This window comes from Pararoseomonas sp. SCSIO 73927, from assembly GCF_037040815.1.
Classification (GTDB): Bacteria; Pseudomonadota; Alphaproteobacteria; order Acetobacterales; family Acetobacteraceae; genus Roseomonas.
In genome coordinates this window covers 3,520,665-3,539,300 of record NZ_CP146232.1, presented here as the reverse complement: position 1 = coordinate 3,539,300, position 18,636 = coordinate 3,520,665, and the positions used below count along the sequence as shown (strand labels likewise).

General features: G+C 73.3%; 16 protein-coding genes. 6 read left to right on the top strand and 10 right to left on the bottom strand.

The genetic code is table 11. From position 1 onward, the window contains the following. The first annotated feature begins 51 nt into the window (after window positions 1-51). Genes VQH23_RS16650 through VQH23_RS16640 form a run of 3 tightly spaced genes read left to right on the top strand, consistent with a single transcriptional unit; the run spans window position 52 to window position 2,987 of the window. Window positions 52-1,710: a DUF2491 domain-containing protein gene (locus tag VQH23_RS16650; protein WP_338661852.1), complete on the top strand. Its 1,659-nt coding sequence runs from the start codon at window positions 52-54 to the stop codon at window positions 1,708-1,710. 30 nt (window positions 1,711-1,740) lie between these two features. After that, the gene (locus VQH23_RS16645) at window positions 1,741-2,154 is read left to right on the top strand and encodes a DUF350 domain-containing protein (protein WP_338661851.1); all 414 of its coding nucleotides are present in this window, start codon (window positions 1,741-1,743) and stop codon (window positions 2,152-2,154) included. 35 nt (window positions 2,155-2,189) lie between these two features. After that, the gene (locus VQH23_RS16640; RefSeq protein WP_338661850.1) at window positions 2,190-2,987 is read left to right on the top strand and encodes a hypothetical protein; all 798 of its coding nucleotides are present in this window, start codon (window positions 2,190-2,192) and stop codon (window positions 2,985-2,987) included. On the opposite strand, the gene VQH23_RS16635 is transcribed toward VQH23_RS16640, so the two are convergent. Then, the gene (locus VQH23_RS16635; protein ID WP_338661849.1) at window positions 2,984-3,715 is read right to left on the bottom strand and encodes an endonuclease V; all 732 of its coding nucleotides are present in this window, start codon (window positions 3,713-3,715) and stop codon (window positions 2,984-2,986) included. The genes VQH23_RS16640 and VQH23_RS16635 overlap by 4 nt on opposite strands. An 88-nt stretch (window positions 3,716-3,803) precedes the next feature. Between VQH23_RS16635 and ligA the strand changes: the two genes are divergently transcribed. Continuing rightward, window positions 3,804-5,963 carry an NAD-dependent DNA ligase LigA gene (gene ligA / locus VQH23_RS16630; RefSeq protein ID WP_338661848.1) on the top strand — a complete coding sequence of 720 codons (2,160 nt, stop codon included), beginning with the start codon at window positions 3,804-3,806 and terminating at the stop codon, window positions 5,961-5,963. A 60-nt stretch (window positions 5,964-6,023) separates the two neighbouring features. On the opposite strand, the gene VQH23_RS16625 is transcribed toward ligA, so the two are convergent. The 4 genes from VQH23_RS16625 to VQH23_RS16610 form a co-directional block, all read right to left on the bottom strand. Continuing rightward, window positions 6,024-7,028 carry a TAXI family TRAP transporter solute-binding subunit gene (locus VQH23_RS16625; RefSeq protein WP_338661847.1) on the bottom strand — a complete coding sequence of 335 codons (1,005 nt, stop codon included), beginning with the start codon at window positions 7,026-7,028 and terminating at the stop codon, window positions 6,024-6,026. 14 nt (window positions 7,029-7,042) lie between these two features. Further along, a complete protein-coding gene (locus VQH23_RS16620) occupies window positions 7,043-8,665 on the bottom strand; it encodes a hypothetical protein (protein ID WP_338661846.1) in 1,623 nt (540 codons plus the stop codon). A gap of 435 nt (window positions 8,666-9,100) precedes the next feature. Continuing rightward, a complete protein-coding gene (locus VQH23_RS16615; protein WP_338661845.1) occupies window positions 9,101-10,039 on the bottom strand; it encodes a hypothetical protein in 939 nt (312 codons plus the stop codon). A 107-nt stretch (window positions 10,040-10,146) separates the two neighbouring features. Continuing rightward, window positions 10,147-11,463 (bottom strand): MFS transporter, encoded by a 1,317-nt coding sequence (locus tag VQH23_RS16610; RefSeq protein WP_338661844.1) that lies wholly within the window; start codon window positions 11,461-11,463, stop codon window positions 10,147-10,149. Between the two features lie 209 nt (window positions 11,464-11,672). Between VQH23_RS16610 and VQH23_RS16605 the strand changes: the two genes are divergently transcribed. Then, window positions 11,673-12,305 (top strand): LysE family translocator, encoded by a 633-nt coding sequence (locus VQH23_RS16605; RefSeq protein WP_338661843.1) that lies wholly within the window; start codon window positions 11,673-11,675, stop codon window positions 12,303-12,305. 3 nt (window positions 12,306-12,308) lie between these two features. Here VQH23_RS16605 and VQH23_RS16600 read toward each other — a convergent pair whose 3' ends face one another. From VQH23_RS16600 to VQH23_RS16585, 4 genes are all read right to left on the bottom strand, one after another. Continuing rightward, window positions 12,309-13,478, bottom strand: a complete 1,170-nt coding sequence (locus VQH23_RS16600) for a glutathionylspermidine synthase family protein (RefSeq protein WP_338661842.1) — start codon at window positions 13,476-13,478, stop codon at window positions 12,309-12,311. Next, window positions 13,475-14,182 (bottom strand): DUF1190 domain-containing protein, encoded by a 708-nt coding sequence (locus VQH23_RS16595; protein ID WP_338661841.1) that lies wholly within the window; start codon window positions 14,180-14,182, stop codon window positions 13,475-13,477. Before VQH23_RS16595 ends, VQH23_RS16600 begins: the two co-directional genes overlap by 4 nt. Before the next feature lie 85 nt (window positions 14,183-14,267). Beyond that, window positions 14,268-15,239: a tripartite tricarboxylate transporter substrate-binding protein gene (locus VQH23_RS16590; protein WP_338661840.1), complete on the bottom strand. Its 972-nt coding sequence runs from the start codon at window positions 15,237-15,239 to the stop codon at window positions 14,268-14,270. A 103-nt stretch (window positions 15,240-15,342) separates the two neighbouring features. Beyond that, the gene (locus VQH23_RS16585) at window positions 15,343-15,651 is read right to left on the bottom strand and encodes an EscF/YscF/HrpA family type III secretion system needle major subunit (protein WP_338661839.1); all 309 of its coding nucleotides are present in this window, start codon (window positions 15,649-15,651) and stop codon (window positions 15,343-15,345) included. 286 nt (window positions 15,652-15,937) lie between these two features. Between VQH23_RS16585 and VQH23_RS16580 the strand changes: the two genes are divergently transcribed. Continuing rightward, entirely contained in the window at window positions 15,938-16,684 is a 747-nt protein-coding gene (locus VQH23_RS16580) for an SDR family oxidoreductase (RefSeq protein WP_338661838.1), read from the top strand. Window positions 16,685-16,690: 6 nt separating this feature from the next. On the opposite strand, the gene VQH23_RS16575 is transcribed toward VQH23_RS16580, so the two are convergent. Beyond that, on the bottom strand, window positions 16,691-18,478 hold the full coding sequence (locus tag VQH23_RS16575; RefSeq protein WP_338661837.1) for an aminopeptidase P family protein: 1,788 nt from the start codon (window positions 18,476-18,478) through the stop codon (window positions 16,691-16,693). Between the last annotated feature and the right edge of the window lie 158 nt (window positions 18,479-18,636).

Genomic DNA, 18,636 nt, shown 5'->3' with positions numbered 1-18,636 from the left:
CCTATGATCCGCCCGACTCGTCGCGGGCAGGAAGGGTCGGGCCGGAGGACCATGCGAGCATCAGCGTTCCGCCTGCTGGTCCTGCTCTGCGCCGCCGCGCCGGCGGTGCCCGCCCTGCTGCTGCCCGGCCTTGCCCTGGTGAGCGCGGAGGCGGAGGCAAGGCCGCGCTCCGGCTCCAGCGGCGGGTACTCCCGGCCCAGTGGCGGCTCGCGGACCCCCTCCTTCAGCGGTGGCTCGTCCCGCTCATCTTCATCCTCGGGGGGCTATTCCCGGCCGGGCTCTTCCGGCGGATCCTCGGGTTCCATCTTCGGTGGATCGTCGGCGGACCGGGCCTACGGCCGCAGCCAGTCCGGCGACGCGCTGCGCCGCATGCGGGAAGCGGAGGCGGCGCGCTCTGCCCCCTCGGGCCCCGGCGGGGGATACGCGGCTCCGGTGCCACGGAGCCGCACGCCCCCGGGTGGCTGGTCGGGTGGCTGGTCGGGCGGCGGCTCGACGGGTGGCGGGTGGCCGGGTGGCGGTGGATGGGGCGGCGGCTGGTCCGGCCGCGGCTCTCCTGCCGGGGACTGGTACGGGAACCGCGGCTGGAGCGTGCCGGGCAGCGTGCTGGCCGGTCCCCGCTCCTTCGGCATCTGGGATGCCGCCTTCCTCTGGTTCATGTTCTCCAACCTGTCGCGGCCGGGCTACGCCGACTTCTTCCACAACCACCGGGAGGATCCCGGCTACCAGTCCTGGCGGCAGGAAGCGGAGCGGCGCGCCCAGGGTGACGAGGAGACCCGTCGCCGACTGGACGACCTGGACCGCCGCCTCGCCGAGAGCCAGGGCCAGCCCCGCGACCCGAACTACCTGCCGCCCGATGTACCGGCGGAGGTGGCGACGGGGCGCGAGGCCCCGCAGCCCGAGGCGCGCACTCCCAGCACGGAGGATGATGGAGGCAACGGACTTATCGGCACGCTCCTGCTGCTGTTCCTGGGCGGTGCCTTCGCGCTCTGGTTGGTGCAGCAGTTGCGGAAGCCGCGGAATGGCGGAACGGGAGGCACGGGAATGGGCACGGGTGACACGCTGCGTAGCGCCGGAGCCATGCTCGGGCAGAGCCTCTCGGGCGCCGCCTACGCGCCGTCCCGCTTCCGGCTGGGCGGCACGGTGACGATCGATCCCACCCCCTTCCTGCTCGCCGCCGGCAACACGCACCTCACGCCCCCACCCGGCGCGGGGGAACGGGTGAGCGTCGCCAGGGTCGGGCGGATCCGGGACGGGGCCGGCACCATGATGCGCCTCTACCTGCCGGAGGGCGGCGCCATGCTGCAACTCCAGCTGGATACCGGTGGCGATGCCGCGGAGTGCCGCTATCTCACCCTCCTGGACGAGATCACCCCCGCCGACGCCACCGAGTGGGCCGCCTGGCTGGACCCGGCCGAGGGCATGATCGGCTGGCCGGAGTTCCAGACGAGGGACGGCAAGCTCTACGCCCGTGCCTGGGCGCCCGGCTCCTCCCGCGTGCCGCCGCGCGCGCTGGAGGAGGAGCTGGAGACCCCGGAGGGCCGCCGCATGCTGCGGTGCCAGGCAATGCTCTACGCCGCCCCGACGGGCGCCCCCGCCCCCGCGCCGCAGACGGAGTACATCCTGGTGCAGGCGGTGGAGGACGGCACCCAGGCCTGGGTGGAGGTCCGCGCCGGGCTGGACATCAACCCCTCCTCCCTCTCCCCCACCTGAAGCCAGCCATCCGGAGCGCGAACCGCCGCCATGGACGTCATTCTGGAAACCCTGCGCGCCGGCCTGCCCCTGCTGGCCCTGCAGTTCGCCGTCACCCTGGCCCTCCTCGGCGTCGGCATCGCGATCTACATGGCCGTCACGCCCTTCCACGAGGCGCGGCTGATTCGGAGCGGCAACGTGGCCGCGGGGATGGTGCTCGGCGGCGCGCTGGTATCGCTCGCCATGCCGCTGGCGGCCACGCTGGCCACGAGCCACGTGACGCTCGACATCCTGCTCTGGGGCATCGTGGCGGTGGTGGTGCAGCTTCTCGCCTTCCTGCTGCTCTCCGCCCTGCTGAGCGGGCTGCGCCACATGATCGAGGAGGGCAACGCCGCGGCGGCGACGGTGTTGGTGGGCCTGCAGCTCGCGGTCGGCCTCCTCAACGCCGGCGCCATGGCCGGCTGACCCGTTCCGCACGCACCACACACGGAGATACGACCATGCTCGCATTCATCCGCAACCTCGTCGGCGTGAAGACGGATCAGGCCGTGAACAGCGCGGTCGAGGCGATCGTCCGCTGGGACCCGAAATCGGCGACGGAGGCCGAGCTCCGGACCATGGAGCAGCACCTCGACCAGCTCGGCCTCCAGGTGGCCCAGGCGCGCCAGGTCTATGACAAGGAGCGCAAGGAGGCGGAGGCCATCCAGGCCCTTTCCCAGCAGCGCATGGCCGCGGCGGAGCAGCTCAACGGCCGGATGGAGGCCGAGGCGGACCCGGCGCGCAAGGCGGAGCTGGAGCGCTCCCTCGGGACGCTTCTCGGCATGCTGGAGGAGATGGCGCCCGAGTTGGAGCGGGAGAAGCAGGACGCGGTCGACGCGCAGGAGTTCCTGCAAACCCTGCAGCAGACCTATGACGGGGCCGGCCAGAAGCTTCGCGCCGCCCGCACCGAGCTGACCCGCGCGCAGCGCGACATGCAGCGCGCCGGGGCACAGCGCGAGGCGGCGGACCGCCGTGCCGAGGCGGCGAGGCAGGCCGCCGGCCTCTCCGGCGCGACGAGCGGGCTGAGCGTGGCGCTGAAGGCCATGCAGGACGCCGCCGCCAAAGACCTTGCCGGTGCCGAGGCCGCGAACGCCAAGGCGAAGCTGCTGACGCCCACCCGCCCGGAGCAGGAGGACCCCAACATCGCCGCCGCCCTGGCCAGCGCCTCGGGCAAGGGGGCGACGCCGGTCAGCCTGTCGGACCGCCTCGCCGCGCTGCGCGGCACCGGGGGCCAGAAGCAGCTCGCCGGGCCGCGCTAGCCCGGGAAGAGTTCCCCACCAAACAGGCCCGCCCGCCCTTCGATGGCGCGGCGGGCCTCGCCGGCCAGCCTGTCGGCCAGTCGCGTCGGCTCCGGCAGGCGGTAGCCGGCGCACCACGCCAGAACCGACCGCACCGCGCTCTCCTGCGAGACGCGGTGGCCGGTGGAGACAAAGAGCGGCTGCACGCCGCGCTTGCTCCGCAGCGCCGTCGCGATCCGCCGGCCCTTCCAGACCAGGGGCGCGGTGCTGCCCGCCTCCATCCCCAGCTCACCCTCCACCCGGCCGACGAGGATCGACTTCGCCACCCCGATCGTCGGCAGGTCCAGCACCACGCCGAGATGGGTGGCGATACCGCAGCCGCGCGGGTGGCTGACGCCGTGGCCGTCCACGAGGATGAGGTCCGGCCGTTGCGGCAGTCCCCTCACCGCCTCCAGCACGAAAGGGATTTCCCGGAAGCCGAGAAAGCCGGGGATGTAGGGAAAGGCGGGCTCCCCCTCGGCCAGGCCGGTGGCGAGGGGGCGGGACCGGGCCTCCGCCGAGAGCAGTACGGCCATGGCGCGCACCCGGTCCGGCGCGCCGCGGGCGGCGCCGGCGCAGTCCACCCCGGCGACCAGGAAGGGCGCATCGGGCAGGCGGTCCTCGGCCTCGGCGCGGGTCGCGATCTCCCGCTGCGCGGCGCGGGCGGCGTCGAGGTTCGCAGGGCGGATCCAGTCTTCGGGCGGGGTCATGCACGGGTGAACGCGGCAGGGACCCTTCGGCGGCAAGTTGACCGGGGGCCGCGTTCCGCGCCGGGGCAGCCCCTGCTATCCCTCGCCCATGGCCGAGAAGACCCCCTCCCCTGCCCTACCAGCCGAGGAGCTGAGCGAGGCGGAAGCTGCACGGGAACTCGAGGCCCTGGCCGCCCGGCTGAACGAGGCCAGCCGCGCCTACCACGTGAGCGACGCGCCGATCATGCCGGACGCGGAGTACGACGCGCTCTACCGCCGCAACCAGGCGATCGAGGCGCGCTTCCCGGATCTGGTGCGGCCGGACTCCCCCTCCCGCAAGGTGGGCGAGGAGGCGGCGGCGGGCTTCGCCAAGGCGCGGCACGGCACGCCGATGCTCTCGCTCGACAACGCCTTCGCGCCGGAGGACTTCGCGGAGTTCGCGGCGCGCATCCGCCGCTTCCTCGGGCTCTCCGCGGAGGAGGTCCTGCGCTTCGTCGCGGAGCCGAAGATCGACGGGCTCTCCGTGAACCTCACCTACGAGAACGGCCGCTTCCTGCGCGGCGCCACCCGCGGCGACGGCACGGTGGGCGAGGACATCACGGAGAACCTGCTGACCCTCGATCAGCTGCCCCGGGAGCTGAAGGCCCCCTTCCCCGAGCGGATCGAGGTGCGGGGCGAGGTGTTCATGACGAAGGCCGACTTCCTGGCCTTCCACGCCGAGCAGACCCGCCTGTTCGAGGAGCGCGAGCGGCGGCGCGAGGCGGGGGAGAAGGTGGGCGAGGCCGTCCGCATTCCCGTGAACCCGCGCAACGCGGCGGCGGGGTCGCTCCGGCAACTCGATGCCAGGGTCACGGCGGGCCGTCCGCTGCGGCTCTTCGCCTACGCGCAGGGCACGTCATCGGCGCCGGTCGCCGAGACGCATTCGGGATACCTGGACGTGCTGCGGGGCTGGGGGTTCCAGGTGAACCCGCTCTCCACCCCCCTGGACGACGAGAACGCCTCCGCCGACTTCCAGGCGCAGATGGCGGAGCGCCGGGCGGGGCTGGACTACGACATCGACGGCGTCGTCTACAAGCTCGACCGGCTGGACTGGCAGACGCGGCTCGGCTTCGTCGGCCGCGCGCCGCGCTGGGCCATCGCCTGGAAATTCCCGGCGGAGCGGGCGGTGACGAAGCTGCTCGACATCCAGATCCAGGTCGGCCGCACCGGCGCGCTCACGCCGCGCGCCATCATGCAGCCCGTGAACGTGGGCGGCGTGATGGTGCAGCACGCCACCCTGCACAACGAGGACGAGGTGGCCCGCCGCGACGCGCGCGTGGGCGACACGGTGGAGCTGCAGCGCGCGGGCGACGTCATCCCCCAGATCATCCGCGTGGTGGACCCGGAGCGGGAAGGCCGCGGCGAGCCCTGGGTGCCGCCCACCCACTGCCCGGAATGCGGCAGCCCCGCCGTGCGGCCGGAGGGCGAGGTGGTGCGCCGCTGCACGGGCGGGCTGATCTGCCCGGCGCAGCAGGTGGAGCGCCTCATCCACTTCGCCTCCCGCAACGCGATGGATATCGAGGGGCTGGGGATCGAGAACATCGTGCTGCTGCACGAGGCCGGCCTGGTGAAGACGCCGGCCGACATCTTCCGGGTAAAGAACCACGCCGCCACACTGCGCGGGTGGAAGGGCTGGGGCGGCTCGGCCAAGGGCGAGTCCAGGAAGGTGCAGAACCTTCTCGCCGCCATCGAGGCGCGGCGGAGCGTGAGCCTGGAGCGCTTCATCTTCGCGCTCGGCATCCGCCGCATCGGCGAGCAGAACGCACGGCTTCTCGCGCGCCACTATCACACGGCAGGGGCCTGGCGGAACGCGATGCTGGCCGCGCAGATCATCGGCAGCGAGGCGCGCGAGGACCTGGGCGGCATCATCGGCATCGGCCCGGCCATCGCGCAGGAGCTGGTGGGCTTCTTCTCCGAGACGCGGAACGTGGAGGCGCTGGACGACCTGCTGCGCGAGGTCTCGCCCGAGGCCGCGGAGGCGGTGGCGGAAGGCGCGCTCTCCGGCAAGTCGGTCGTCTTCACCGGGGGCCTGGAGACAATGACGCGGCAGGAGGCGGAGGCGCGGGCGGAGGCGCTGGGGGCGAAGGTGGTGAAATCCGTCTCCAAGAGGACGGATTTCGTGGTGATCGGCACCGATGCCGGGTCCAAGGCGAAGAAGGCGGCGGAGCTGGAGTTGCGGACGCTGACGGAGGCGGAGTGGCGGGATCTGGCGGGCTTCGGGCCGGCCTGAGGCCTTATCGGGTCCGCCGCATGGCGGACCCGGGCGGAACGCCCTGGCCCGTCGCCGCGCCTACCGCCTGTAGGATGGCGGCGCTTCCCGTGCCGGATCGAAGCGGACCCATCCCGGCACCTGCGCCTCCAGGTTCACCTCGCGCCATTTCGGGTGGCGCGGAGGGCGCAGGAAGCGCTCGAAGCGGTCGCGGAAGACCTGGACGAAGCCCGCCACCTTGCGGAAGCGCTCCGTCCCCGGCGCCCAGGCGTAGACCGCCATGACCGCCCCGACGGCGAGCGTCTCGACCGGAGCGCCCTCGGGGACAAGGCCGGGATAGGCCTCGTGCCCGAGTCCCGCGGGCAGGTAGGTCTCGATCAGCGCGGGCGTCATCGGCAGGCGCAGGAAGTGCAGCCCGGATTCCGCGGGGATGCCGGAGAAGAGCCGGGCGGGCTTTCCCGCGACATAGACCAGCGCCGCGATCTCCCCCCGCCGGAGCCGGTCCAGCGCCACGTCCTGCGGGTCGTTGACGAGCCTCGGCGCGACGCCGAGCGCGTCGAAGATCAGGGAGGCGGTCATCGAGGTGCCGCTTCCCGCCACGTCCACGTTCACCGGCCGGCCCGCCAGCTCCTGCACGCTCCCGATCTCCGCGCGGGCCAGGAGGTGGACCTCCTCGTCGTAGAGCTTGGCGATGTACTGGATCATCTGGTCCACGCCGGGCAGCAGGCGCCGGGCGCGCACATAGGCGAGCGCGTCCGACTGCACGATGCCGATGTCCACGCCGCGCACGAACATGATGTCCGCGATGTTCTGCACGGAGCCCCGCCCGATCATGGGCAGGACGCGCAGGCGGTCCCCGTCGTCCAGCACGGCGGCCAGGTCGGCGGCGATGCGGATGTAGGTCCCGTCCACGCCGCCCGAGACGATGCCGACGGTGCCGGCATTCGCGCGCGCGGTCATCGCGGCGAGGCCGCCGCCCTGCGGCACCGGCGCCGCGATCCCCTGCGCCGATGCGCGCGGCGGCGGAAAGGGCGCCAGCGCCGCCCCGATCAGCAGGCCGCGCCGCGCCAAGCCTGTCCGGTTCATTCCTCCCTCCTCCCTCATCGCGCCCTGCCCCCGGCCTCGAGGCGCTCCAGCGGCCCGCTCGCCCCGGCGCCGCCCAGGGCCACGGCCCGGCGATACCAGGCGATCGCGGCGTCCCGCTCCGGCCGGAGCCCGCGCACGCCGAGCTCTCCGAGGATTGCGGGGTCGTAGGTGCGGGCCATGGCGATCGCCGCGGGGGCGCTGCCCGCCGCCGCCGCCCGCTCGTAGAAGAGCCGCGCCGCGGAGACGTCGCCCAGGGCCAGCAACGCGTCCCCCCGCCGCAGCAGGAGCAGCAGCAGCGCCGGATCGGCGGTGGGCGGGGCGGGTGCGGCCTGGGGCCGGGGCGGTTCCTGGGGCCGGGCCGGTTCCTCCTCCGGCGCCTCTGCCCTGACGGCCTCGTCGGGCGGCAAGGGGGGAGCGGGCGCCGGTGGAAGGGCTGCCACGACGATCTCTCCCGATGGCGCCGCTCCGCCCGGTAGCGGCGGAAGGGGCATGGGGACGAGGGCCTCCGGCAATGGCGGAGTGTCCGGCCACGGCGCCGGCGCCAGCACCGGGATGCCCGGGGGCTGCAGCGCGGCCAGCACGGAGGGCCCGACGGCGGTGCCATCCCGGAACAGGTCCGGCGACGGCGGCAGGGCCAGCCCGCTCGCCCCGGAAGACATGGGCGCTGCGGCTACCTCGAAGGCCGGTGTTTCCAACGCCGCCGGCGGGCCGGCCGGCTGCCGCGGCACGGGCTCCAGTGCGGGCAGGAGCCGGGATGGCGGGGCGGCGACCGCCTGCAGCGCGGCGATCAGGGGGAGGTGTTGGGGGATCGCATCCGGGCCGGTCTCCGGACCGGCCTCCTGCGCGTCGTCCTGGACCAGGCCTGTCAGCTGCGTCGTGCCGGGTGCCGGTGCTGCGCTCTCCTTCGGCTCCTCGCCGCCCCCGCGCATCCCTTGCGGAACGGAGAGCGGCGCCTCCACGGCCAGTTGCTGCACCGGGTCGCCGAGTGTCGGCGCGACGGACATGGCTGGCACGCCGCCCCCCGTCCCGGGCTGCGGCGGGCGGAGCAGGGGAAGGGCGACCGCGATCGCGATACCCGCCAGGACGGGCAGCAGGAGCAGCGGCGAGAGGCGTCGGCGCGGATCGGCCGGCGCAGCGGGCGGCCGCGCCGGCGCTTCCGCCGGAGCAACGGCCGCGTCCGGCCCGGGCGCGGCCGCTTCGATCGGGACGGGCGCCGCCGGAGGAGGTGGTTCCGGCTCCCCGCCAAGGATCTCGCGGGCGCGGTCCATCCAGTCCGCGCCGCTCTCTGCCAGGGGCGGCTCCAGCGCGAAGGCGGAGTCCAGGATGATCGTGAGCCGCCAGAGATCAGTCGGAGCGAGCGAGCAGTACACGACCGGCGGCAGGGGCTGGCGCGGATACAGGAACTGGTGGAGGCGGCGGAACCGCTCTGCGGCATCCGGCCGGGCCTCGGGGGCGAGATCGAGTAGCGCGACGCCGTAATCCCGGTGCAGCAGCGCGCAGTGGAGGCGCTCGGAGGGCGCCCCATCCTCGCTCCGCAACCGGGCGGAAGGAAGAACCTCGCCGCCCCACGCTTCGAGCAGCGGATCAGGAAGCAGAGTATCGGGGCGCACCTCGTCGGGGAGGCCGTGGAAGGTCATCGCCGGGTCTCCCTTCCGGCCGTCCTGCATCGACCCGAGGGAGGCGTGCTCTCGGGCAGATCGGATCGCGGGAGCAGGGCAGCGCCGTCGGTCATGCGCGAGGGGAACATGTTGCAATGATCCCGTAACCTATCGCTCGCCGTTTCGGGATCGCAACCCGATCGACTCGCGCATCGCGGCAGCAGCCCTATGTCGCGATGACCTCCGGTTAATCGATCCGGAAGAACGTGACCCAGGTGCGTCGGCGCTACTACCGATCCTGCGCACGCCTTCAATCTTTGCGCGGAAGGAAATGCGTCATGTGCGTTCGTCGCGGCGTTCCGCCGACGGCTCTCGGCGTGCGTCACCCGTCCTTCGACGAGGCAGGAGCGATCGGGCGGTGGGACTCGGAACGGGCAGGTCGCAGGGGCTGACCGGGCGCGGTGCCCGATGGCGTCAGGGCGGTTCCGTCGCGGGCCCTGCGCCGGTAAGCGGCTCCGCCTCGATCCGGGCGAAGGCGATGAGGTCGTCGTCGGCCGGGCGCCGCACGGCGGGGTGCGCCGTCTCGGCGCCGGGCGGAGGCGCGGGCCAGAGGCGCGTCTGCACCGCCCGCGTCGCGAAGCCCGCCTCCGCGAAGGCGGCGCGGAGCTGGGACAGGCCGAGGCGGTTCACATAAAGGCCGCTGCGGCCCACCAGCGCCCCTTCCCAGAAGCGCGGCGCGAAGCGGCGCGTGTTGAGGGCGCCGCCGACGTGGTCGTGGAAGTCCACGGCGTGCGCGCCGAGCGATACGGGGGCGGAGACCCGGCGCAGGGCGAGGAGGAGGCCGGGCAGCGCGTCCCGCCGCACATGCTCCAGCACCACGTCGGAGAGCACGAGCTCCACCGCGCCGTCGGGGATGGCGAGCAGCGCCTCGGTGCCGCCGATGAGGTAGTGCGCGCCGCAGGCGGCCAGGGCGGCCTCCCGGTCCCGGGCGGCAGAGAGGTTGGGCGCGGGCAGTCCGGCGGCGCGGGCCATCGCGGCCGCGGCGGCGTAGGGGGCGGCCTCGCGCGGCGCGTCCTCCTCCACGTCGGCGAACCAGACGGGGCCGCAGCCCAGCGCGGCGTAGGTGGCGGCGCGCGTCACCAGCCGGCCGGGGCCGAGTTCCAGCACGCCGCGGGGCGGGCGGCCGTGCAGGGCCGTGAAGCGGGCGACGTGGTTCACCGGCTCCCGCACCAGGCGGTCCTCGGCGTCCGTGACGAAGCTGTGGCGGTTCACCCCGGCCCGGCGCAGGGCGCCGGCCGGCAGGCGAAGCGCGCCGATGGCCAGCTTGAGGGCCAGCTTCGCCCGCCAGGGCAGTCGGCTCCCCGCCGCGTAGCCGGGCGGCACCACGGTCTGGTCGGGCTGGTGGTCCTGCATCTCCGGCCCCTTCTCACGGGGCGGGGCCGTCGCGCAATCCGGCACCCGGAACGAGGAAGGGCCGGAGCCCCTCGGCCCCGGCCCTTCCCGCCCCTTGGCCGGACGGATCAGCGCAGCGCGGGCCGTGCCTCGGCGGGCGCCTCGGCCGGGCGGGCGGCGCGGGCAGCCCACATCAGCGCCCCCATGCCGATCACCACCACCGCGGCCACGTAATGCGCCGCCGCGTGCCGGTTCGCCGCCATCATCACGGAGACGAGCAGCGGCGTGATCCCGCCGAACACCGCGTAGGCCACGTTGTAGGAGAAGGAGACGCCGGTGAAGCGCGTGGCGGCCGGGAAGGCGTTGACCATCACGTAGGGCACCACGGTGATGATGCCGACGGTGGCGCCGGCCAGCGCGTAGAGCGGCAGCAGGTTCGCCGGGTTCGCCTCCACCCCGTAGTAGAGCGCGTAGGTGGCGGCGATCAGCGCCAGGCTGCCGACCATGCCGACGCGCAGCGTGCCGAAGCGGTCCAGCAGCGCGCCCACCACCACGGCCATGACCGTCAGGGTGAAGGTCGCCGCCACGTTCGCCTCCAGCGTCGTCGCCGGGGCGAGATTGTGCAGCCTCTGGAACAGCGCGGGCGTCATCAGGATCACCACCACGATGGCGGCGGTCAGCATCCAGGTGACGAGCATGGAGACGATCACGCCGGCGCCCTGCCCGCGCAGCACCGCCTTCAGCGGCATCTCCCGGCTCTCCTCCCCGATGCGGGCGCGCATGGCCTCGAACACCGGGGTCTCGTGCAGCCAGCGGCGGAGATACATGGCCAGCAGGCCGAAGACGCCGCCGGTGATGAAGGGAATGCGCCAGGCCCAGTCCGCGACCTCGGCCGGGGTGTAAGCGGTGTTGATGGCGGTGGCCATCAGCGAGCCGAGCAGGATGCCGCCCGTCAGGCCGCCGGTGAGCATGCCCGTGGCGACGCCCACGCGGTTGGCTGGCACGTGCTCCGCCACAAAGACCCAGGCGCCCGGGGCCTCGCCGCCGATCGCCGCGCCCTGCAGCACGCGCATCAGCAGGAGCAGTAGCGGGGCGGCGATGCCGACGCTCGCGTAGGTGGGCAGCAGGCCCATGATCAGCGTCGGCACGGCCATGAGGAAGACGGAGAAGGTGAAGACGCGCTTGCGGCCGAACAGGTCGCCGAAATGCGCCATGACGATTCCGCCCAGCGGGCGGGCAAGGTACCCAGCGGCGAAGATGCCGAAGGCCTGGATCTGCTGCAGCCAGTCCGGCATTCCCGGCGGGAAGAACAGCGTCGCGATCACCGTCGCGAAGAAGACGAAGATGATGAAATCGTAGAACTCCAGCGCCCCGCCGAGGGAGGCGAGAAAGAGGGTGCGGGCGTCCTGGCGGGTCAGTCGTCTCGTGGCGCTGGGCTCTTGCATCGAAGTCTTCCGTGAACTCTGGGGCGCCGGGCGGAAGCTTTCGCGCGGCGGGTCTGCCACGCAATATTGCGTCGCAGCATGGGGGCTACCATCACGGATACGGAAGCCTTGCCATGCCCAATCGGCGGGCCGGGGGCATCACGGGCGCTGATGCCGGGCTTCAGGATTAGTCGTTCGACGCCGGGGTGGGGCGGTGCCAACGATCGCCCATGCCCGTCGATCCCGCCCTCCTCCTCGCCTGTACCCTGGCCGGCATCGTGGTGGTGCTCTCGCCGGGGCCGGACATGATGTTCGTGCTTGGGCAGACCCTCGCGGGCGGCAGGCGCCAGGGCTGGGCCGCCACGGTCGGGATCTGGTGCGGGGCCATGGTGCACATCCTGCTGGCCGCGCTCGGCGTGGCGGCGCTGCTGGCGGCGGAGCCGGCGCTGTTCACGGTGCTGCGGCTGGCGGGCGGCGCCTACCTGCTGTGGCTGGGGGTGGCATCGCTCCGCGCGGCATGGGCCGGCACGCCGGTCGCGGGGCCCGCCTCGGCCGCACGGCGCGTGGTGCTGCAGGGCATGCTGACGAACCTCACAAACCCGAAGGTGGCCCTGTTCTTCCTCGCCTTCCTGCCGCAATTCGTGGACGCCTCGCCGGGGCGGGCGCCGGAATGGGTGCAGATGCTCCTCCTCGGGCCGATCCTGCCCCTGCTCTCCGTGCCGGTCTTCGCGGCGGTGATCGCGGGCGCGGCCGGGGCCGCCGCGCGCCTTTCCCGCTCCGCCCGCGCGGCGCGATGGCTGCACGGGGCGGCTGGGGTGATCTTCCTCGGGCTCGGCGCGCGGCTCGTGGCCGGACGGAGCTGAGCCCTACCGGAACAGGTGGGGCAGGACCCGGCTGTTCTCCCGCACCACCGCGCTGCGCGCCTCGCGGAAGATGATCCCGCAGGCGCGGTCCGCCGCAATCCAGGAACCGATGACGGTGTTCCACCCCTCCTGAGCGTAGAGGGGCGCGCGGCGCTGGCTGATCACCGGCCCGTCCCCGTAGGTGCCGCCGGTCATGTTCGTGACCGTGCCGTCGCGCTTCATGCGGATGTTCGCGCCTTCCCGGCCCAGGGCGGGCTTCTCCACCCATTCCCCGGTGGCGGGGGCGGGGCCATTATAGGCTTCCAGCAGGTTGGGATGGCCGGGGTTCAGCCTCCATAGCAGGGGCAGGATCGCCTTGTGGCTGAGGATCGCCTTCCAGGGCGGCTCGACCACGGCCGCCGTGTCGCGGGCGAAGAAGGGGCCGAACTCGTCGGTGGCCACCCACTCCCATGGGTAGAGCTTGTGGAGGAAGAGGATGCGGTTCTCCTCCTCGTCCCGGAACTCGCCCGCCGCGTCGTTCCAGCGGATTTCCGGGATGGGGATAGGGCGGGTCGGGATGCCCGCCTGCTCCGCCACGTCCCGGAAGTAGGTAGAGTGGGCCCATTCCTCCGGCGCGTCGGGGAAGGCGGCGAAGTGCATGCCCCGGCCGCCCATGCGCGGGGCCAGGGCGCGGAAGCCGTCCAGCAGGGCCTCGTGCAGGGAGTTGAACTGGTCCGCGCCGGACCCCGTCTCCTCCAGCCAGAACCACTGGGCCAGGGCCGTCTCGATCGCCAGCGTCGGGGTGTCGGCGTTGTACTCCAGCATCTTGGGCGGGCCGGCGGCGGGGTCCCAGGCCAGGTCCATGCGGCCCATCAGCGCCGGGTCGCCGCGCAGCCAGGACCGGGCGGCGTAGTCCGCCATCCAGTCGGACATGCCGAACTCGGCCGTCAGGCGGTGGGGCTCCCGCCGTACCAGGTGGTCGACGGCGGCGAGGCAAAGGGCGTGCAGGGCGGCAGTGGCGTCGTCCAGCGCGTCCACCTCGGCCTCGGTCAGCTCGTAGTGGTCGGCCTCATGCCACCAGAGGCCGCCCTCCCCGCCCGGCACCGGCTCCCTGCCGTCCGAGTGGTAGTCCAGACCGATGGAGGCGAGGCGGTCCCGCCAGTCCGGCCGCTCCCGGCCGGGCCGCCGGATCAAGAGCCGCTGCTCGAGTGCGCCGAGGCGGAGAAGCCCAACCCGCCGGAGCGGCTGGCGGTGCGCCCGCCGTAATAGGCGGAGGTGCCCGAGGCCGTGCCCGCGCTGCGGGCCAGCATGGTGCCGCCTTCCGTGGTGGCGGAGGCGGCGCGGAAGCCGCCGCGCCCCGCGGCCTCGCTGGTGCCCGCATAGCTCGTGCCGGAGTACCAGTAGGCGCGGCCGCCGCCGCCGCTGCTGGTGCCGGAGCCGCGCGAGGACTGGGCCGGTGGGCACCCCGGCTGCCCCGCCACGCCCGGTGGGCAGGCGCCGGGCGGGGGTGCCGCGCCGGCATAGACGGGCATGGCGCCGCGCGTGCCATCCGCCATCATGCGCCCGATCATCACCCCGGCCATGGCGGGGATGAAGAGGGAGGCGGCGGTGGCCCCGGCCGATTTGGAGCCGCCGATGCCCGTGCAATCCCCGCCCGTGGCCTGTTGGCACTCCTCCGCGGAGGCGTAGCGCGGGGCGGTGCGGGCGTGCTCGTAAACGGCGCTGCGGAAGACCTCGCCGCACTCGGCCGCAGCGTTGCCGCCCAGCCGTTCGACGCAGGCGGCCTCGGAGGTGAGGACACCCTCCTCGTCGGAGTTACCCGAGAGGGCAGCGAAGGCACCGGCACCCAGGCCGGCTCCGACGACCAGGGTGAGAGCGATCTTGCTGGAGCGTCTCATGCCACCAGGGATAGCCGTTCCCTCCCCGGAAGTAACGCGCCCGCCCGGCCGGGTAACGGGTTCGTGACAGAGAGCGTTTCGCTGCTCAGCGCGCGCGCCCCAGCACCTTCTCCCGCAGGTCGTCCACGAAGCCGACGAACCAGCGGGTATAGTCCTGCGCCTCCGCCACGGAGCCGCCGACCGTCTCCAGGGAGAGGTCGCCCAGGCGGGACCGCACGGCGGGCGCCGCCGCGGCGCGGGCATAGGCGGCGTTCACCTGCCCCACGATGTCGGGCGGGGTGCCGCCCGGGGCCCAGAGGATGATGCCCATGTTGAAGCCGAGGTCGGGGTAGCCCGCCTCCGCCACCGTCGGCACGTCCGGCATCTGCGGCAGGCGCCCGGGGGACAGGGTGGCCAGGGCCTTAAGCTTGCCCGCCTGCACGTGCGGCAGCAGCAGGGCCGAGGGCTGGACGAGGTAGGAGATGCGGCCGGCCAGCACGTCCGAGGTGTAGTCGCCGCGATAGGGCACGTGGACCGCCTCGAAGCCGAGGCGCTGGGCCAGGCGGGACTGCACGAGGTGGAAGACGGTGCCCGGGCCGAAGGAGGCGTGGTTCAGCTCCCCTGCCCTGCTCTTCCCCGCGGCGGCCAGCTCGCCGAGCGTGCTCACGCCGAGGGAGGGGGTGGCGACGACGAGCCAGTGGTCCTTCGTGGCGCGGGAGACGGGGGTGAAGTCCCTGAACGGGTCCAGCGGCTGCCGGTCCGCGAGCAGGAAGGCGTGCACCACCGTGTCCGCTCCGCCGAGGAAAAGGGTGTGGCCATCGGGCGCGGCGCGCGCCGCTGCCTCCGCCGCGATGATGCCGCCGGCGCCGGGGCGGTTCTCCACCACCACGGGCTGGCCCAGCGCCTCCGCCATCGGTTCCGCCACGGCGCGGCCGGTGAGGTCGATGGTGCCGATGCCCGGCGCGACGCCGACGATGATGCGGATCGGGCGGGTGGCGAAGCTGCGTTGTGCCTGAACGGCGGGCGCGGCGAGGATCGCCGGCAGTGCCGCGGCGCGGAGGATGGTCCGCCTCTGCATGGTCGTTTCTCCCGGGGCGTCTTTCGCGGCGCCCTCGGGTGGGATGCTACAGCACTTCTTCGCGTCACCCAGGCCGGAGATGCGGTGCTGCCATGGCAAGCGATCAGCCGATCTTGCTCACGATGCCCTTCAGCGAGTCACCGATCATCTTGATCGTGTTCGACTGCAGGTCCACGGCCATGTTCCACTGCTGCGTCATGTTCTGCAGCTTTATCATGTCCGCGGCGGAACCAGTGTCCATGGTCTGGGAGAAGGCGTGCAGCGAGGCCTCGGTCGTGGCCGTGCCCTGTCCCATCGTGTCCGCGAGCTGCTGGTAGTTGAAGCCGCTTCCCGCGATCCCCGAGCCTCCGCCCGTGACCTGGTTCAGCTCGTCCGGGCCGAGCCGCTGCGGGCCTTCCTTCTTGTCCGACATCATCGCCTCCGGGTGTGCGTGGTGGCCGCGCCGAACGGCGGACGACGGGACTTTCGTACCGGGTCATGCCTTTCCGCCGCAACAACGATGATTCGGGGCGGCGCCGCCGGCCGGGCAGGCGCCAGAGACAGGCCCAGGGCCGGCCCGGGCGGAGTGCGGCAGGGTGCGCGCCTCGCCCCCGCCCCCTGCCTGCTACCCCCTGCCTGCTACCGGCCGCCGCCGTGCCAGGCTGGCCGGCCGGTGCTAGGGATGGAGTCCGCGAAGAAGAACCAGAGGACGACCGGGAATGAACACGATTGCCCGCAGGACCGCGCTCATCACCGGCGCGGGGCGCAATATCGGGCGCGCCATCGCCATCGGGTTGGCGGCGGACGGCTTCGACATTGTCGTCAACGGCTCCTCCGACCGCGCGGCGGCCGAAGCGGTGGCGGAGGAGGTGCGGGGTTTCGGCGTGCGGGCGCTGGTGGCCATGGGCGATGTGGGCCGGCGCGAGGAGTGCGCGCGCATCGCCGCCGAGGCGCTGGCCGGGATGGGCTCCGTGGACGTGCTGGTGAACAACGCCGCGCTGCGCCCCCTCAAGCCCTTCCTGGAGATCACGGCGGAGGACTGGGCCCGCGTGATGGCGGTGGACCTGGAGGCCTCCGTCTGGCTCGCCCAGGCCGTGCTGCCGGGAATGGTGGAGCGCGGCTGGGGCCGCATCGTCAGCTTCACGGGGATGAACGCCATTCACGGCTATGCCGGCCGCGCGCCCGTCTCCGTCGCCAAGCACGGGGTCTGGGGGCTGACCAAGGCGCTGGCGAAGGAGTTCGGGCCGAAGGGGATCGCGGTGAACGCCATCTCCCCCGGCCCGATCGCGGCGGATGACGACGAGCCGGGCGTGCAGACCAACCGCCACGGCTACGTCGCCAAGGTGCCGCTCGGCCGCATGGGCACCCCCGCCGAGGTGGCGGCGGTGGTGCGGATGCTCGTCGGCGAGGGCGGCGGCTACGTCAACGGCCAGATGCTGGCGGTGAACGGCGGCGGGGAGACCTAGCGCCCCTCACAGCGGCGCGCAGGCCGCCCGCAGCCATTCCGCCGTCGGCCCGTCGAGCGTCGGGCCGACCTCCACCAGGATGCGGGCGTGATAGGCGTCCAGCCAGGCGCGCTCCGTGCGGTCGAGCGCGCCGGCGTCGATCAGATCGCGGTCGAAGGGAACGAGGGTGAGAGTCTCGAAGTGCAGCCAGCGCTTCGGGCCGGCGGCGGCGGCCACGGGGCGCACCAGCAGCAGGTTCTCCAGCCGGATGCCGTAGGCGCCGGGCAGGTAGAAGCCTGGTTCGTCGGAGAGGATCATCCCTTCCTTCAGCGGGACGACCGCGGCGCTGCGGGAGAAGGCGGCCGGCCCCTCATGCACGGAGAGGAAGGCGCCGACGCCGTGGCCGGTGCCGTGGTCGTAGTCCAGCCCTGCCTCCCAGAGCGGGCGGCGGGCGATGGCGTCGAGGTGCGGGCCGGCCACGCCCTCCGGGAAGCGGGTGGCGGCGAGGGCGATCATGCCGCGCAGCACCAGGGTGTAGCGGGTGCGCAGCTCCGCCGGCGGTGTGCCCGGGCCGGTCCAGAGGGTGCGGGTAATGTCCGTCGTGCCGTCCAGGTACTGGGCGCCGCTGTCGATCAGGAAGGGCTCGTCCGGGTGGATCGTCCGGTTGCTGGCCTCGGTGGCGCGGTAGTGGATGATCGCGCCGTGGTCCCCCGCGCCGGCGATGGCGGGGAAGGACTCCGCCCGGAATCGGTCCTCCATGCGGCGGAAGGCGAGGAGCTGGTCGGCGGCCGCCATTTCCGTCAGCTCGCCGTGCCGGGCCCCGCGCGCGAACCAGGCGAGGAAGCGGATCATCGGCCTTGCGTCGCGGCGATGCGCGGCGCGGGCGCCGGTCCGCTCCGCTTCCGTCTTGCAGGCGCGGGGCAGGCGGACGGGGTCGGTGCCGGGGGAGACGGTGGCGCCGGCCCCCGCGAGCGCCTGCCCGAACCATGCGGGCGTCGCCTCCGGGTCCAGGCGGACGGTCGTGCCCTTCAACGCGGCCAGCGCCGCGGGCAGGGTGTCACGCGGCCGAATGGTGACGGCATTGCCCAGGGCCTCCCGCAGGGCGGGGCCGGCCTTGGCGGGGTCCATGAAGAGAGTGACGGCCCCTTCCGCGTCCAGGATTGCGAAGGCGAGCGCCAGCGGCGTGTGGTCCAGGTCGCCGCCGCGCATGTTCAGCAGCCAAGCGACGGAATGAGCATCGGCGAGCACCACCGCGTCCTGCCCGGCTTCCCGCAGGGCGGCGGCGACGGTCTCGCGCTTCTCCGCGGAGGAGCGGCCGGCGAATTCCTCCGGCCAGGGCTCGGCGGGCGCGGTGGGGGCGGCGGGGCGGTCCTTCCAGATCACGTCCAGCGGGTTGGCGGGAAGCGGGACGAGGGTGGCGCCAGAAGCGGCGAGGCGGTCCAGCGCGGCCCCCGGGTGCAGCCATGGGTCGTAGCCGATGCGCTTGCCGGCGGCGTGCGCCTTCAGCCAGGCGGCCGGGGGCTCCTCGATCAAATGGCGCCGTTCCCAGAGGGTGGGGTCGGTCTGTTGCGCGACCTGCGTGGTGTAGCGGCCGTCGGTGAAGACGGCGGCGCGATCCGGCAGGACGATCGCGAGGCCGGCCGAGCCGGTGAAGCCGGTGATCCACGCCAGGCGCTCGCCTGAAGGGGGAACGTACTCGCCCAGGAACTCGTCCGCGCGTGGGATAATGAGGCCGTCCACCCCGGCGCGCGCGATCTCGGCGCGCAACTCACCGAGGCGATTTTGCGGCAGGTTTGTCACCAGTTCGTTAACCACGACATGTTTCCCCAGATTTCCATGCGTTAGGCGCATGGCTCAGCCACATGAACAACGCGCCATTTGCCCGCTTCCTAAGCCCATATTGCCTCCACCGAAGGCATTCCGGGGCTGGGTCGCAAGGGCGACCTGCCGGTGCCATCGATCAACGGACGACA

Excerpts from the sequence above, each read along its gene's own strand:
- VQH23_RS16650 (WP_338661852.1), top strand. The coding sequence starts at position 52 with ATGCGAGCATCAGCGTTCCGCCTGCTGGTCCTGCTCTGCGCCGCCGCG.
- VQH23_RS16645 (WP_338661851.1), top strand. The coding sequence starts at position 1,741 with ATGGACGTCATTCTGGAAACCCTGCGCGCCGGCCTGCCCCTGCTGGCC.
- VQH23_RS16640 (WP_338661850.1), top strand. The coding sequence starts at position 2,190 with ATGCTCGCATTCATCCGCAACCTCGTCGGCGTGAAGACGGATCAGGCC.
- VQH23_RS16635 (WP_338661849.1), bottom strand. The coding sequence starts at position 3,715 with ATGACCCCGCCCGAAGACTGGATCCGCCCTGCGAACCTCGACGCCGCC.
- ligA (WP_338661848.1), top strand. The coding sequence starts at position 3,804 with ATGGCCGAGAAGACCCCCTCCCCTGCCCTACCAGCCGAGGAGCTGAGC.
- VQH23_RS16625 (WP_338661847.1), bottom strand. The coding sequence starts at position 7,028 with ATGAACCGGACAGGCTTGGCGCGGCGCGGCCTGCTGATCGGGGCGGCG.
- VQH23_RS16620 (WP_338661846.1), bottom strand. The coding sequence starts at position 8,665 with ATGACCTTCCACGGCCTCCCCGACGAGGTGCGCCCCGATACTCTGCTT.
- VQH23_RS16615 (WP_338661845.1), bottom strand. The coding sequence starts at position 10,039 with ATGCAGGACCACCAGCCCGACCAGACCGTGGTGCCGCCCGGCTACGCG.
- VQH23_RS16610 (WP_338661844.1), bottom strand. The coding sequence starts at position 11,463 with ATGCAAGAGCCCAGCGCCACGAGACGACTGACCCGCCAGGACGCCCGC.
- VQH23_RS16605 (WP_338661843.1), top strand. The coding sequence starts at position 11,673 with ATGCCCGTCGATCCCGCCCTCCTCCTCGCCTGTACCCTGGCCGGCATC.
- VQH23_RS16595 (WP_338661841.1), bottom strand. The coding sequence starts at position 14,182 with ATGAGACGCTCCAGCAAGATCGCTCTCACCCTGGTCGTCGGAGCCGGC.
- VQH23_RS16590 (WP_338661840.1), bottom strand. The coding sequence starts at position 15,239 with ATGCAGAGGCGGACCATCCTCCGCGCCGCGGCACTGCCGGCGATCCTC.
- VQH23_RS16585 (WP_338661839.1), bottom strand. The coding sequence starts at position 15,651 with ATGTCGGACAAGAAGGAAGGCCCGCAGCGGCTCGGCCCGGACGAGCTG.
- VQH23_RS16580 (WP_338661838.1), top strand. The coding sequence starts at position 15,938 with ATGAACACGATTGCCCGCAGGACCGCGCTCATCACCGGCGCGGGGCGC.